This is a genomic window from Pseudomonas sp. NFPP07, assembly GCF_900115645.1.
GTDB classification, from domain to species: Bacteria; Pseudomonadota; Gammaproteobacteria; order Pseudomonadales; family Pseudomonadaceae; genus Aquipseudomonas; species Aquipseudomonas chlororaphis.
The window spans coordinates 39,798-55,253 of the sequence record NZ_FOXG01000010.1 but is presented as its reverse complement, the minus strand read 5'-3'; the positions used below and the strand labels follow the sequence as shown (position 1 = coordinate 55,253).

General features: G+C 66.1%; 10 protein-coding genes. 9 read left to right on the top strand and 1 reads right to left on the bottom strand.

The window, feature by feature from the left end; translation table 11 throughout:
* Positions 1-4 precede the first annotated feature (4 nt).
* From BM019_RS24445 to tagQ, 9 genes are all read left to right on the top strand, one after another.
* On the top strand, positions 5-1,372 hold the full coding sequence (locus BM019_RS24445; RefSeq protein WP_085530542.1) for a DotU family type VI secretion system protein: 1,368 nt from the start codon (positions 5-7) through the stop codon (positions 1,370-1,372).
* On the top strand, positions 1,369-4,881 hold the full coding sequence (gene tssM / locus BM019_RS24440) for a type VI secretion system membrane subunit TssM (RefSeq protein WP_092420932.1): 3,513 nt from the start codon (positions 1,369-1,371) through the stop codon (positions 4,879-4,881). Before BM019_RS24445 ends, tssM begins: the two co-directional genes overlap by 4 nt.
* Positions 4,878-5,570: a type VI secretion system-associated protein TagF gene (gene tagF, locus BM019_RS24435; protein ID WP_092420929.1), complete on the top strand. Its 693-nt coding sequence runs from the start codon at positions 4,878-4,880 to the stop codon at positions 5,568-5,570. The genes tssM and tagF overlap by 4 nt, the downstream gene beginning before the upstream one ends.
* Before the next feature lie 43 nt (positions 5,571-5,613).
* Positions 5,614-6,339, top strand: a complete 726-nt coding sequence (locus BM019_RS24430; protein WP_092420926.1) for a PP2C family protein-serine/threonine phosphatase — start codon at positions 5,614-5,616, stop codon at positions 6,337-6,339.
* A 28-nt stretch (positions 6,340-6,367) separates the two neighbouring features.
* Positions 6,368-9,433 (top strand): serine/threonine-protein kinase, encoded by a 3,066-nt coding sequence (locus BM019_RS24425; protein WP_092420923.1) that lies wholly within the window; start codon positions 6,368-6,370, stop codon positions 9,431-9,433.
* The gene (locus tag BM019_RS24420; RefSeq protein WP_085530547.1) at positions 9,433-10,149 is read left to right on the top strand and encodes an ABC transporter ATP-binding protein; all 717 of its coding nucleotides are present in this window, start codon (positions 9,433-9,435) and stop codon (positions 10,147-10,149) included. Before BM019_RS24425 ends, BM019_RS24420 begins: the two co-directional genes overlap by 1 nt.
* The gene (locus BM019_RS24415) at positions 10,149-11,336 is read left to right on the top strand and encodes an ABC transporter permease (protein ID WP_092420920.1); all 1,188 of its coding nucleotides are present in this window, start codon (positions 10,149-10,151) and stop codon (positions 11,334-11,336) included. The genes BM019_RS24420 and BM019_RS24415 overlap by 1 nt, the downstream gene beginning before the upstream one ends.
* Positions 11,329-13,044, top strand: coding sequence for a formylglycine-generating enzyme family protein (locus BM019_RS24410; protein WP_092420917.1), 1,716 nt, complete (start codon positions 11,329-11,331; stop codon positions 13,042-13,044). Before BM019_RS24415 ends, BM019_RS24410 begins: the two co-directional genes overlap by 8 nt.
* Positions 13,045-13,188: 144 nt before the next feature.
* The gene (gene tagQ, locus BM019_RS24405; RefSeq protein WP_062822721.1) at positions 13,189-14,130 is read left to right on the top strand and encodes a type VI secretion system-associated lipoprotein TagQ; all 942 of its coding nucleotides are present in this window, start codon (positions 13,189-13,191) and stop codon (positions 14,128-14,130) included.
* Between the two features lie 360 nt (positions 14,131-14,490).
* On the opposite strand, the gene BM019_RS24400 is transcribed toward tagQ, so the two are convergent.
* Positions 14,491-15,447 carry a TauD/TfdA family dioxygenase gene (locus BM019_RS24400; protein ID WP_085530550.1) on the bottom strand — a complete coding sequence of 319 codons (957 nt, stop codon included), beginning with the start codon at positions 15,445-15,447 and terminating at the stop codon, positions 14,491-14,493.
* Positions 15,448-15,456 lie beyond the last annotated feature (9 nt).

Below are 15,456 nucleotides of genomic sequence, written 5' to 3'. Positions count from 1 at the left end.
CGTCATGCACCCGATCGATGATCCCTTCGGCAACTCTGGCGCAGGTGGCACTTCAGGCGGCGTCTCGACGGGCGGCAACGACCGTACCCTGATCATGCCGCGGCCCGGCGGGCGCTCCGTCGATGCCTCTGCCCCCAGGACGGACGCGGCCAGCGCCGCCGATCCGCACATTGCGATGCCGGGCGCGCCGGTGGCGAGCAGCCTGGCCCAGGGCCTCAACCCGCTGGAGCGGGCGGCCGGCCCGATACTGGCGTTGCTGACCCGCTTGCGCAGCACCCTCGCTCACCCGCAACCGGCCAGCCTGCGCGCCCAGTTGCTGGCCTACCTGCGCCAGTTCGAGGAGCAGGCGCGCGCCGCCGGCGTCGCCCAGGATGAGGTGATGCTCAGCCGTTATGTGCTCTGTACCGCGCTGGACGAAGCGGTACTCAGCACCCCCTGGGGCAGTACCAGCGACTGGGGCAAGCAGAGCCTGCTGATCACCCTGCACAACGAAGCCTGGGGCGGCGAAAAAGTCTTCCAGCTGCTCGAACACTGTCTGCAGAACCCACAGCAGCGCCTGCACATTCTGGAGCTGCTGTACCTCTGTATCTGCCTGGGCTTCGAGGGCCGTTACCGGGTCATGAATGACGGCCGCAGCCAGCTGGAGGCCTTGCGCGAACGCACCAGCGCGACCATTCGCAGCGTGCGCGGCGAATTCGAGCGCGAGCTGTCGCCGCATTGGCGGGGCCTCAGCGTGGTACGCGATCGCTTGTCGCAGTTTCTGCCGCCCTGGGTTGGCGTAGCCATTTGCCTGGCCGTGCTGTTGTTGCTGCTGTTCGGCTTGCGCCTGAAGCTGGCGGCCGACGCCGAGCCGGTGTTTCGCAATATCCACGCCCTGGGCGAGATCCCGGTGCAAGCCATCGACCGTCCACCGCAGCAGCCCAGGTTGATCGAGCGCCCGCGCCTGGCGCGCTTCCTCGCCGAGGACATCAAGGCCCAGCGCGTTGCCGTGGAGGATGCGTTGGATCGCTCGGTGGTGACCATCCGTGGCGACGAGTTGTTCGCCTCGGGCAGCGCGAGCATTTCCGAACAGTTGCAGCCCTTGCTGCTGCGGGTCGCCGATGCCCTGCGCCAGATCAAGGGCACGGTGCAGGTCACCGGGCACAGCGACAACCGACCGATCGCCACCTTGCGCTACCCCTCGAACTGGAAGCTGTCGCAGGATCGGGCGCAGCAAGTGATGGAGATCCTCGCCGCCCGCAGCGGGCAACCCGAGCGCTTCACCGCCGAAGGGCGCAGCGACGCGGAACCGGTCGCCTCCAATGACAGCGCCGCCGGACGCGCCAGGAACAGGCGCGTGGAGATCACCGTGCTAGCGGAGGGCAACCAGTGAAGGCCTTTATCAATTTCCTGGTGCGCTGGGTAGTGCCGCTGCTCGGCCTGCTCGCCCTGAGCCTGGTGATCTGGTTCCTCGGTCCGCTGATCATCGTCGCGGCCTATGAACCCTTGGCCCCGGCGGCCGTACGCTGGGCCCTGATCGGCCTGTTGTTCCTGGCCTGGATCGGGGTGCGCGTATTGCGCATCGTCCAGGCCCGGCGCAACGCCGCCAAGGTCATGCAGGGCCTGGCGGCGGTAGCGCCGGATGCGGCCAGCGTCGCCACCGCCGAAGAGCTGGCGGCCCTGAAGCAACGCATGGACGAAGCACTGCTATTGCTCAAGCGCAGCAAGCTCGGCGGTAACGAGCGGCGCAACCTTTACGAGCTGCCCTGGTACGTGATCATCGGCCCGCCGGGCTCGGGCAAGACCACCGCGCTGGTCAATTCCGGGATGCACTTTCCGCTGGCCGAACAGATGGGCAGTGGGGCGATCCGCGGAGTCGGCGGTACGCGCAACTGCGACTGGTGGTTCACCGACGAAGCGGTGCTGCTGGACACCGCCGGGCGCTACACCACCCAGGACAGCCATGCGGCGGTGGACAAGGCGGCCTGGCTGGGCTTTCTCGACCTGTTGAAGAACCAGCGCAAGCGCCGGCCGATCGATGGCGTCTTCGTCGCCATCAGCCTGTCCGACCTGCTATTGGGCAGCGAGGCCGAGCGCAGCGCCCATGCCCGGGCCATCCGCACGCGGGTGCAGGAGTTGTATGGCCAGCTGGGTGTGCGCTTCCCGATCTACGTGATGCTCACCAAGTTCGACCTGGTGCCGGGGTTCATGGAGTTCTTCGACGCGCTGAGCAAGGAGGAGCGCGCCCAGGTCTGGGGCGTCACCTTTGCCCTGGACGATGGCAAGAGTCCCCAAGGCCCGCTGGCCCGTTTCGACGAGGAATTCACCGCCCTCGAGGCGCGTCTTACCGAGCGCTTGGTCGAGCGCCTGCAACAGGAGCGCGACCCCAACCGACGCGATCTGATCTACGCCTTCATCCAGCAGTTCGCGGCGTTGCGTCACAACCTGTCGTCCTTCCTCGAGGGGGTATTCAAGCCCAATCCCTATGAAGAGCGGGCGCTGTTGCGCGGGCTGTACTTCACCAGCGGCACCCAGGAAGGCAGCCCCATCGACCGTCTGATCGGTAGCATGGCGCAAAGCATGAACCTGGATCGCCAGCACCTGGCGCGCCAGACCGGCACGGGCCGCAGTTACTTCATCACCCGCTTGTTCCGCGATGTCGCCTTCGGCGAGCGCGGCCTGGTCGGCAGCAACCCCAAGGTCGAGCGCCGGCATCGCTGGATCAATCGTGGCGTACTCGCCGCCAGTGCCTTGGTCTTGCTGACGGTGACGGCCATCTGGGTCGCCAGCTACCGTGCCAACCAGGCCTATATCGCCGAGGTGGACGCACGCCTGGCGCCGCTCAAGGGGCAGGTCGAAGCGCTCAGCCCGGCGCAGCGCGAGGTCTTGGCCGTGCTGCCGATGCTCAACGCCGTTCGCCATGTCGCCGACAATTCGCTGTCCTGGGCCGAAGGCTATGGCCTGTTCCAGGGCGACATGCTCGGCGCCGAAGCCGCCAGCGTGTACCGCAAGCTGCTGATCGCGGTGCTCGCACCGCGTCTGCTGACCCGCATCGAGGAACAGTTGCGCAGCGGCGGCAACACCGAGTTTCTCTACGAAGGCCTCAAGGTCTACCTGATGCTGGCCAGCGCCGAGCACTATGACGCCGATGCCATCAAGACCTGGATCAACCTCGACTGGGACCACAGCCTGCCGCGCGACCTGGCCCCGGAACAGCGCCTGGCCCTGGCCGAGCATCTCAATGCGCTGTTCGCCCACAAGCCACCGCCGGCGAGGCTGGATGAAGCGCTGCTGGCCGACCTGCGTCGGCAGTTGCAACAGATGTCCGTGGCGCAGCGGGTCTACAGCCGGGTGAAACGCCAGAAACTGCCCGAGGGCGTAGCGGATTTTCGCCTCAGCGAAGCGGCCGGGCGCGACGCCGCCCTGGTGTTCACGCGCAAGAGCGGCAAGCCGCTGAGCGATCCGTTGTCCGGTTTCTATACCTACCGTGGCTACCGCCAGGCGTTCATGGTCGCCAGCCTCAGCCAGTCCGGCGCCCTGGCCGAGGAACAATGGGTACTCGGCCGGCCATTGAACGACAACCAGGATGTCGCCAGCCTGGCCCTGGAGGTGCGTGCCCTGTACTTCCAGGATTTCCTCAACCAATGGGAAACACTGCTCGGCGATCTCGACTTCGTCGCGATCAACGGCATCGCCCAGGCCGCCGATGTGCTGCGGGTGCTCTCCGGGCCAAACTCGCCACTGAAGAAACTGCTCGCTGCGGTGGCCAGGGAAACCAACCTGCAACAAGAGGATCGCCTGCTGGCCGAGAAGCTCAAGGCCGCCGACGGCACCGTGGACAAACTCAAGCAGCAACTCGGCTCGCTGGTCGGCCAAGCGGCCCAGGAAGATTCGTCGGCAACCTCGCAGGTCGATCCCATCAGCGCGCGCTTCGCCGAGCTCAATAGCCTGGTGACCCCCCATGGGGATGGGCCCGCGCCGATCGACGACCTGCTGGCCCAGCTCAATGAGCTTTATGTGCAGGTCAGCGCCATGAGCGGCGCCAGCGGCGAGGCCCTGCTGGGCGAGGCGAAGAACCAGGCGGTGGCCACGGCATCGCGGGTCAAGCTCGGCGCCGAGCGTCAGCCGCCACTGGTGCAGAAGCTGGTCAACTCGGTGGTCAGCGCCACCACCAGCAGCATGATGGGCAGCATCCGCACCCAGCTGAACGCGGCCTGGATCAGTGAGGTGGTGAATGTCTACCGCCAGTCCCTGGCTGGCCGTTATCCCATGGTCAACTCCAGTTCGCGGGAAGCCACCCTGGAGGACTTCGGCAATTTCTTCGGCGTGGGCGGGGTGATGGACAACTACTTTCGCAAGTACCTGCAAGCCTACGTCAACACCTCGACCAGCAACTGGCGCTGGCAGCCGGGCGCCGCGGAAAAACTCGGCATCGGCCCGGGCGTGCTGCAAACCTTCCAACGCGCCGCGGCCATTCGCGATGCCTACTTCCGGGCCGGAGGCACCCAGCCGGCGGTACGCTTCGAGCTCAAGCCCGTGGCCATGGACGCCTCCATCAGCCAGTTCCTGCTCGACCTGGACGGCCAGCAGCTCAGCTACGACCATGGCCCCAGCCGGCCGATGGCGATGCAATGGCCCAGCCCCAACAGCCTGGGGGTGGTGCGCCTGTCCGTCACGCCGCCCACCAGCGCTGGTCGTTCGGGATTGACCCTGGAGGGGCCTTGGGCCTGGTTTCGCTTGCTGGAACAGTCCGACCTGACCCAGGGCAACGCCCCGGACCGCTTCACCCTGCGCATGCGCGTCGACAGCGCCAGCATCTCCTGCGAGCTGCGCGCCAGCAGCGCGTTCAACCCGTTCAAGGGCCGGCTGTTGTCCGGCTTCAGCCTGCCGGAGCGCTTGTGAGCAGCCCGGGTTTCTACGGCAAGCTGGCCGGCCGCGGGGATTTCATCCACCGCGGCCTGTCGCCGACCTTTATCGAGCGTTGGGATGCCTGGCTCTCCGCCGGCATGGCCGCGAGCCAGGCGGCGCTGGGGGCGGCCTGGCTGGATGCCTACCTGGTCAGCCCGCTGTGGCGCTTTGCCGTGGCGCCGGGCCTGCTCGGCAGCGAGGCGGCGGTGGGGGTGATGATGCCCAGCGTCGACCGGGTCGGGCGCTACTTCCCGCTGACCATAGCGCTGCAGCTGGAGGCCGAGACCGATTTGGGCGCGCTGGTGGCCGGCCCGGATGACTGGTTCGAGGCCGCCGAGGCCCTGTTGCTCTCGACCCTGGAGCCCGAGGCCGCTGTCGAGGCCTTCGAGGCCGCGGTGCCGGCCCTCGGTCGCCCGGTCTGTAGCACGCAGGTGCCGGGAATGCCGGGGCTGGAGGGGCAGATGCGTTTCGCCGCCACGACTGCGGCGGCACGCGGGGCGGTGCTGATGCAGCACGCCTGCGAGGGCGCGAGCCTCTGGTGGGGCAAGGGCTCCGGACGGGTCGCCGCTGGCCTGCTGCGCTGCCAGGGGTTGCCGGCGGCGCAGGATTTCAGCGGTTTTCTGCTGGGCGAGGGCGGCTATGCGGCGCTTGCGCAAACCGCGCAGTTCGATTTCGGGAGCTAATTTCAGGAGCTGATTTTGGGAACTAATTTCAGGAGCTAGGGGCATGTCGTCAGCCGTAACGCATTACGAATCCGCCAGCCACAGCCATGTCGGCATGGTGCGTCAGGTCAACGAGGACGCCTGCCTGGATGCGGTGCAAGCCGGCCTCTGGGTGGTGGCCGACGGCATGGGCGGGTATACGGCGGGCGATTTCGTCAGCAGCCTGATCGTCGATACGCTGCGCGCCATCCCGCCCGAGCCCTCCTTGGCGGCCTATGTCCAGGCGTTGCGGGCGGGGCTGGAGCAGGCCAACGCGGCGGTTCGCCAGGAAACCGCGCAGCGCGGGGTCGGCATCATGGGCAGCACCCTGGTGCTGCTGGCCGCCCGAGGCGACAGCGCCACCTGCCTGTGGGCCGGCGACAGCCGCCTGTATCGCCTGCGCGAGGGCCAGCTGGAGGTCATCAGCCACGACCACAGTTATGTCCAGGAGTTGCTGGACAGCAGGCTGCTCAGCGAGGACGAGGCGCGGGAGCACCCCATGGCCAACATCGTCACCCGCGCCGTGGGCACCCAGGACCGGCTGGAACTCTCGGCCGTGGACCTGGAGGTGCGTCCCGGCGACAGCTTCCTGCTGTGCAGCGACGGGCTGACCAAGACCGTCGAGGACCCTGAACTGCGCGAGGTGCTGGGCAACGCGAGCCCCTATGAGGTGGTCCGCAGCCTGGTGCACCTGGGGCTGACCCGGGGCGCTCCCGACAACATCACGGCGGTAGTCGTCAATGCCCACTGAAAACGCATCAGCCGAAGAACGCTCGAGCATGGACATGGACATTCCCGGCTATGGGATCGAGCGCGAGCAGGGCGAGGGCGCCATGGCCACGGTCTACCTGGCGACCCAGCGCTCGCTGGAGCGCAAGGTGGCGCTCAAGGTCATGGCCGCCGCGCTGGCCGCCGACCGCAGCTTCTGCGAGCGCTTCCTGCGCGAGGGCAAGACCCTGGCGCGGCTTTCCCACCCGCACACCGTGACCATTTACGACATCGGCAATGTCGGCCACTTCTACTACATGGCCATGGAGTACCTGCCGAACGGGACGCTGAAGGAGCGGATTGCCGAGGGGCTCAGCCCGCAGCAGGGCCTGGTCTACCTGCGCCAGATCGCCCTGGCCCTGGGGTATGCCCATGCCCAGGGCTTGGTACACCGGGACGTCAAGCCGGCCAATATCCTGTTCCGCGCCAACGGTTCGGCGGTGCTCTCGGACTTCGGCATCGCCAAGTCCCTGGAGGACAGCACCCAGTTCACCCAGGCCGGTTTCGCCGTGGGCACGCCCAGCTACATGAGTCCCGAACAGGCCCGCGGCCAGCAGATCGACGGGCGCACCGACCTCTACGCCCTGGGGGTGGTGCTCTACGAGATACTCACCGGCAAGCTGCCCTATACCGGCAGCGACTCGCTGTCCACGGCCCTGGCCCACTTGACCGAGCCGCTGCCCGAACTGCCCATGACCCACGGCCGTTACCAGGGGATTCTGCGCAAGCTGCTGGCCAAGGATCCGGCCGAGCGTTTTGCCGATGCCGATGCCCTGATCGCCGCGCTGGACAACCTGCCGCCCGCCGGGCCGGCCGATGCCGAGGCGACGCAGTTGCGCCCATTGCCATTGCCCGCCGCGGCGGCCGCCGGCCAATCCGCGACGACCGGCCTGGGCGGGCTGACGCCGGTTTCCCTGGACATGCCGCCGCTCGCTGCGCCAGAGCCCGAGCCGGCCGCCACGGACAGACCCGAACGGGCCGCAAGTCTCGGCGCACAGCCGCCGGCCGGGTCGCGCGGGCCGTTGCTGGCGCTGCTCGGTGTGACCGTGGTCGGGGTACTGGCCCTGGCTGGCGGGGGCTACTGGTGGCTGCGCTCGGCGCCGCCGACGGAGCCGCAAAACGGCCAGGTCGAGGCCAAAAAAACGCCGGCTGGCGATGAGCAGGGCTCGTCCGCCAAGACGGCCAGCGCAGCGCAACCGCCGCTGGCGACGAACGCCGACGGCGGCGACCGGCCGCTGCTGATGCCGGGCAAGAAAACCCTGTTCCAGCGCGTGCTGAGCAAGCCCGGCGCGCAGGTGTCCGGCCAGCCCGGGGCGGCGCCCAGCGGTGCCGCGCTGCCGGCGTTCTCGGTGCTGTATGTCTATCAGCGCCAGGCGGTGGCGGGGGGCACCTGGCTGGAGGTTGGCGCCGCCAGCGATGGCCAGCGCGATGGCTGGTTGCCGGCCGAGCAGGTCAGCGACTGGAAGCAGAGCCTGGTGCTGAAATTCACCGAGCGCTCCGGTCGTTCGCCGGTCATGTTCCTGCGTGAAGCAAGCACCCTCGAACGGTTCCTGGCTGACACGGCGCAGGCCCGCGCGGCCCTGCACAAGGCGCAGAACGAAGGCAGCGTGGACCCGCAGATCGTCGCGCTGGAGCCTGTGGCCAGCGCCATCCCCCAGGACCAGTTCTACCTGCTGCCGATTTTCGAGGCCCGCGAGAGTTTCGATGCCGACGGTCAGCCGGTGCAACTGCTCAATGTGGCCTCCATCGACCCTGGCAATACGCCCCTGGGCAAGGCCGGGGGAGCGGCCAAGGTCGGCAGCGATGCCTTCCGCACGGCGATCGTGCTGGTGGTCGACACCTCGGTGTCGATGCAGCCCTACATCGACCGGGTGCGCCAGGTGGTGCAGGCGTTGCACCGGCAGATCGCCAGCCGTGGCGACCTGGACAGCGTCAGCTTCGGCCTGGTGGGGTTTCGCAGCAATGTCGAGAAAACCCCGGGCCTGGAATATGTGGCGCAAACCCTGGTGAGCCTGGAGGAGGGCCGCGATCCACAGCGCTTCCTCGAGCTGGCTGGCCAGGTCAAGGCTGCCCAGGTGTCCAGCCACGCCTTCAATGAGGATGCCTTCGCCGGTGTGATGGCGGCGGTCGAGGGTACGGACTGGAGTCCCTATGCCGGGCGGCTGATCCTGCTGGTCACCGATGCTGGCGCCCTGCGCAAGAACGATCCGCTGGGGCGCACCCAGATGAACGAAGCCGAGGTGCGCGAAGCCGCCCTCAGTAAACAGGTCAAGATCTATGCGCTGCACTTGCGCACCGAGGCGGGTCGGAAAAACCATGACTTCGCCGAGCAGCAGTACCGTAGCCTGACGGCCGACGCCAACCCGCAGATCGGCGACCTGTACATTCCGGTGGCGGGCGGCGATGTCGGTCGCTTCGGCGATACGGTCGCCGAGATCGGCTCGGTATTCGCCGAACAGGTGCATCAGGCGCGCAACAACCAGGCGCCGAGCCTGCCGCCGCCACAGGGGGCACCAAGCGTCGCGAGCAAGGCCACGGCCATCGGCTACGCCATGCAAATGGACTTTCTCGGTCGCCAGTCGGCGGTCCGTGCACCGCAGCTGATCACCGCCTGGACCTCCGACCACGACCTGACCAACCCCTCGCTGCCGGCGTTCCAGGTCTGCGTGCTGCTGACCAAGCTGCAGCTCAACGACCTGCAGCAGTCGCTGAAACTGATTGTCGATGCGGCCCGCCGTACCCAGACCTCGCCCAAGGATTTCTTCCAGGAAATCGCCAGCGCCAGCGCCCACATGAGCCGCGACCCGACGCGGTTGAAGCAGGGCGGCAACCTGGTCGAAGGCGGCATTCTCGGCGAGTACCTGGACGGCCTGCCGTATCGCAGCAAATCGCTGACCATGACCCAGGACCTCTGGCTGTCCCTGAGCGTGGCCGAGCAGCAGGACTTCATCGACGAACTGGAGTCGAAAATCCGCCTGTACGAGACCTTCCACAACGACAGCGCCAACTGGGTCCGCTTCGGCGAGGCCCAGCCGGGCGATGCACTGTATCGCGTGCCCCTGGCGACGCTGCCCTGATGCTCAAGCTCAGAGATATTCGCAAGACCCGTGGCGAGGGACCACAGCGCTACAGCCTGGTGGTGCCCCGGCTCGACCTGCGGCCGGGCCAGCGCCTGGCGCTGGTAGGCCCCAGCGGCAGCGGCAAGAGCACCCTGCTGGACCTGCTGGCCCTGGTGCTGTCCCCGGACCCGGGCGGCGTTTTCGAATGTCGCGCCGACGACCGTACGCTGGATGTCGCCGGGCTCTGGCGCAGCGGCCGCCAGGATGTGCTGGCCGGGCTGCGCAGCCGGGTCATGGGCTATGTGCTGCAGACGGGCGGGTTGCTGGGTTTTCTCGACGTGCAGCGCAATATCGGCTTGTCGCGGGCGCTGCTCGGCCTGCCGGCCGATGCCACGGTCAGGCGCCTGGCCGAGCAGCTGGAAATCGCCGACCAGTTGCACAAGCTGCCGGCGGCACTGTCCGTGGGCCAGCGCCAGCGGGTGAGCATCGCCCGGGCCCTGGCCCATGGGCCGAGCATCGTGCTGGCGGACGAGCCCACCGCCTCGCTGGACCCGCTGAACGCCGAACGGGTCATGCAGCTGCTGGTGGCCCAGGCCGAGGAGCGCGGCGTGTGCATCCTGGTCGCCACCCATGACGAGGCGCTGGCCCGGCGTGCCGGGCTGCAGCTGCATCCCTTGCAGGTGCAGCGCGGCGCGGATGGCGGGGTCACCGCGACCCTGGCGGGAGGTGGCTGATGCGGCTTGCCCTGATGGCCCTGCTGGCCTGGCACGACTACCGCGCCGAGGTGCGCCTGTCGGCTTGCGCGGTCCTGGCCCTGGTCGCCGTGCTCGCGCCTTTGCTGGTGCTGTTCGGCCTCAAGTTCGGCCTGGTCACCACCCTGACCGAACGCCTGGAGCGCGACCCCGCCGTGCGCGAAGTGGTGCCCATGGGCGGCGGGCGCTTCAGCGCCCAGGCCATCGCCGAGCTGGCCGATCGTCCCGAAGTGGCCTTCGTTGTGCCGCGTACCCGACAGATCGCCGCGACCGCCGACCTCTACCCGGACGCGGCCGGCCAGGCGCTGACGGTCGAGATGATCCCCACCGCCGCGGGCGACCCGTTGGTGGCGCCCGCGCTGCTGCCCCATGCGCCGGACCAGGTCCTGCTCAGCCAGCGGGCGGCGGAGAAACTCGGGGTCCAGGGCGGCGACGTGCTGAGCGCCGCGTTCGGCCGTCAGGTCGGCGGGCGCCAGGAATATCAGCGCACCCGCCTGCGGGTGCAGGGGGTCTTGCCACTCGCGGCCTTCCAGCGCGATGCGCTGTTCGCGCCCCTGGCCCTGCTGGAAGCCGCCGAAGACTACCGCGATGGTCTGGCCTGGCCTGGGTACCAGCCACAAACGAACACGGCGCGGGTGTATCCGGGGTTCCGTCTCTACGCCGCGGACCTGGACGGCGTGGAGCGCCTGCGTCTTTATTTCGCCAAGCGCGGGCTTGAGGTCGCGACCCAGGCCGACGTCATCGCCCAGGTGCGCTCCCTCAGCCACAACCTGACCCTGGTGTTCTGGATCATCGCCAGCCTGGCCCTGGCCGGGGCCTTCGCGGCCATGACCGCCAGCGCCCTGGCCGCCGTCGAGCGCAAGCGCAGGGCCTTGTCGGTGTTGCGCCTGCTGGGTTTTTCGACAGGCGCCCTGATCGCTTTCGTCGTGCTACAGGCGCTGTACACCGGGGTGTTCGGCCTGCTGCTGGCCTGGGGCTTGTACGGCATGGCCGAAACCGGGCTGAACCGGCTGTTCGCACCGGCGACGGGGGAATTCGCCTGCCGGCTGCTGCCGACTCACTACCTGCTGGCCCTGCTGCTGACGCTGCTCTGCTGTCTGCTGGCGGCTGCCTCCGGTGGCTGGCGCGCGGCGCGGATCGAAGCCTCGGAAGGACTGCGCGATGTGTAACTGGCCGAGGGTTCTGGTCTGGCTGAAGGCTCTGGTCATGCTGGCGCTGGCCGGCGCGGCGCAGGCGCAGGCGCAGGACGCCCCGGCGGATAATCCGAAACCGCTGCCCGATGACCTCAGCCTGCCGCTGCCCTGCGAAGGCGAATTGGTGTTCCGCTACGTCTATGTCCTCGCCAAGGGCACCCTGGACGACCGTGAGGTCAATCTCGGCTATCCCTTCAGCGATGACGATCCGGGCTACCGGCAATCCTTCATCTCCGGTTATCGGCGCGACTACATCAACGGTCAGTTCGTCCTCGATGATCTGCCGGCCGACTGGCAAGCCCGAATCGCCCCGACCCTGCCCAAGAGCGAGGCCGACAGCCTGCTCAAGCCGATGTTCTATTTCGTCGGCAAATACGAGGTCACCGAGCGCCAATACGCCCTGGTCATGGCCCAGGAGGCGGCCTTGGCGGGGCAGGGCGAGGCACCGGCCTGCGCCCCCATGAGCGACATGTCCGCGCGCTTGCCCAAGGTCAAGCTGTCGCGCCTCGAGGCCGAGCGCTTTGCCGCGGTGTACAGCGCCTGGTTGCTCAAGTACCACCGCGACCGGTTGCCGGTCAGCGGCCGCGGCAAAGCGGCCGAGGACGGCGGGATGGGCTTCGTCCGCCTGCCGACCGAAGTGGAGTGGGAATTCGCCGCCCGCGGTGGCCATGCGGTCAGCCGCCAGGCGTTGGAGGCGCGCTTGTTTCCGCGCAAGGTGCAAGGCAGCGACAGCGATGGCCCGCTAGGGGACTGGGCGGTGTTCAGCCAGGTCGCCGGGGGCACGGGGCAGGGCGCGCGGCTGTTGCCGGTCGGGCTGAAAAAGCCCAATCCGTTGGGACTGTTCGACGTGATCGGCAACGCCGCGGAGATGGTCCAGGAGTCCTTCCAACTGGTCCACGCCGGTCGCCGCCAGGGCAGTTACGGCGGCTTCGTGGTCAAGGGCGGCAACTACCTGGAAGGCGAGCTGACGCTGTTCACCGGCATGCGCCGGGAATACCCGCTGTTCGCCGCCGACGGCAGCGAACAGCGCAACGCCACCACCGGTTTCCGGGTGGCCCTGGGCGCGTTGTCGGCACCGCGCTCACGCTATGAGGAACTGTTCGAGCAGTGGCAGAAGGAGGGCCGTCTGGCGGGCCTGACCGATGAAATCGAGGCTGCCGAAGACCCGACCCAGTTACTGGACAGTCTCATCGCCAGCAGCACCGACCCGAACCTGCAGGCCCGCCTGGCGCGGGTGAACGAAGAGCTCAAGCGCAATGTGTCGCTGATCGCCCGGCAGCGCGAGGAGGCCGCGGGCAACCTGATCCAGTCGGCGGCCCTGGTGGCCGAGACGGTCAACAACTACAACATTCGCCTGACCAACCTGAAGAAGGATCGCGATCAGGCGCGGGCCGCCCAGGACGAAGCCACCGCCAAGCTCTATGAAACGGCCATCGCCAATGGGCGCAGTGCGCTCGAGGGCGCCCTGGCGATCTACATCGACAACCTCGCGACCGGAACGCGCTACACCGACGAGGTGATCCAGACGCAGTTCCAGCGGACCCGGGAGGAGCTCAATCACAAACCGGTGCTGGGAAAAAGCCTCATGGCCCGTGCCACGCTTTTCGTCAGGCACGTGGGGCAGTTTCGCCAGCAGCACCGAGCCGATCCGGAGACGATCCTGAAGGAGCTTCTTGGACCCTGAGCAGGGCGTCGGAAGTGCCGTCGGTGGCGGTGAAGACCCGCTAGGCTGGATGTAGCGTCGGCAGGCTTCGCTCACGTCGGACAGCGCTCACTCTGCGCGTAAGCCGAAACGCAATTGATACGCACAAAAAGGAGAGACATCACCATGGATACTTCACTCAAGAACTGCGCTTCGACCCTTGCTCGTACCCTGCCGTTGCCTACCGCGGTCTGCTGCGCAGTGCTGCTGGGCGGTTGCGCGGGCTTCGGGGCTCCAAGCTCGAAGGTCGCGGCCCAAACCAAGGTCGAGTACTACCCGCAATGCTATGAGCCGGTCAGCCAGCTGCGCAGTTCCGACAAGTCGATGACCAAGTCGGTGGCCACCGGCGCCATTGCCGGTGGCCTGCTCGGCGGCCTGACCGGGGCCCTGGTCGGCAATAGCGGCGATGCCGGCCGCAATGCCCTGATAGGCGCCGCCGCCGGGGCCCTGGTCGGGGGCGCGACCGGCTACTACAGCGAACGCCAGAAGCAGATCAGCGACGACCGTGCGCGCATTGCTTCCTACGCCAGCGACATCGGCCAGAGTACCGGCGAAATCGACCGCAGCATCAGCTACACCCGTACCGCGCAGAACTGCTACCAGCGTGAGTTCACCTCACTGCTCAATGCGCGCAAGGCGAAGAAGATCAGCGACAGCGAAGGGCGCCTGCGCTTGGCCGAGATCGTCAGCGGCCTGAAGGAAACCAACGAGCTGATGGCCGCCGTGGATGGGCGTGCCGGCGAGAGCATCGATGTCTACACCCAAGCCTATGAGAAAGACCTGCAGACGGTCGGTGTGCAACGCCAGGACGTTGCTCAGGTGGCCGCTGTGAAGCCTCCGGCCGCCACCGACAAGAAGGCGGCGACCCGCAAGAAGGCCGGCGCCAAGACAACGACGAAGACGGATGTGCCCAAGGAAGCCGTCACCACCGAGCGCACCTTGCAGCAAGCCACGGCCAAGCGTGCGGAAGGCCAGAAAATTGCTGCCCGTGGCCAGACCATGGTCAACGACGTGTGCAGCAACCCCGACATGGGGGACTGGGCACCGCCTGCCTGCTCGAAAGCCTGATGCGGGAAAGGGCCTCTTTCCAGGGTTTGGGTGAGCCGATTGGAAGCTCAATCTGTTTGACGACGGCGTCCTTGAGGTCGGCGCGGCCAGCCCAACAATGATTTTCTGGAGGTCGACGGGGTTGGGGGTAGAGGTGCCGTTTTTTTGATTGGGCGGCGGGTCACATCCACGGCGATGCTGGCTCCTGAGGGAATCGGGAGCACAGCATCCGGGATCAGATAGGTGCTTTGAATATGGGGGGCATGGGGCAGTCAGAATTTATCTGAAAACCATAAACCTCCACCCGCTTGGCACGCTAAAAGGAAGATGAAGGGTTCTTTTGAAAGTATCAGTCAGGGGCACTGGTGACGTCAGTGGTGATTATTGCTCGACAGGCATATCAAGTTCGTTGTGAGCTTTTAATAAGCGCCTGTTCGATTGACAGTGAATGCCGCAGGTGTATTCGATAAATGAATGCTCTGCATTTTCATGCCGGGCGATATTGTATTTCTGAAAAGGCAGCATGGCTCTTCGCATCGGTGACTGATCCAGTATGTTCTTGAATGTGGCGCTTGAGTCATCAGCAATCCAGAGTCGTCTTACTTTTCTTTTCTTGTTGCCATCGATGAATTTGTGACGAGCGTGCAGGACTCTCAGGTTATCCATGACCAGAATATCCCCAGGTTCAAGGCTGATAGGGGTGATGTAATTCTCGTTGCTGGAGTAGTGGTTCTGGATGTAGTTGAAAGCAGCGTTGGCCCATTCAGGAATGAAGGCGGTGCTGTCATACCTGTAGCGGATTCTTAATGTGTCGTCATCGATTTTTTCGAATACCGCGCAGTCTATGGACAACAAGTCGTCCCGGCAGTAGGTGACACTGCCGCTGGTCATCAATATCTTCAATGTGTCAGCGTGATTTGAAAGCAGGTCATTGTAGATTTTCTGCCCGTCAACCAGGAAGTTGTCTCCGCCAGACTCAGGCTTCGAAACACACTGGAGGATGACGAACTTGGGCGGCGTTATTTTTTTTGCCGTGCCATCTACATAGGCCATCCCATTCAAAAAAGACCCGTCGGTATGCGGGAAGAAATCGCTCGACAGTTCACCATGGTAATCATCCTTGAAGCTTTGCCAGTCCTTGTTTATTGGCTCGCCGCCGCCCACCACACCATGTTCATCGGATTTCGTATGGAACTGAATCAGTCCAAACTTGCCCGCCGTCTCTCTAAAGGCTTCGAGAGAGTGGTCTTGAGGCTTGATAACGCAATATCCATGTTCTTTAAGAAAAAGGGAGATTCCTTTGTGGTCAAAAAAATCAAACTTCTTGCTTATAGTCATTTCACACTC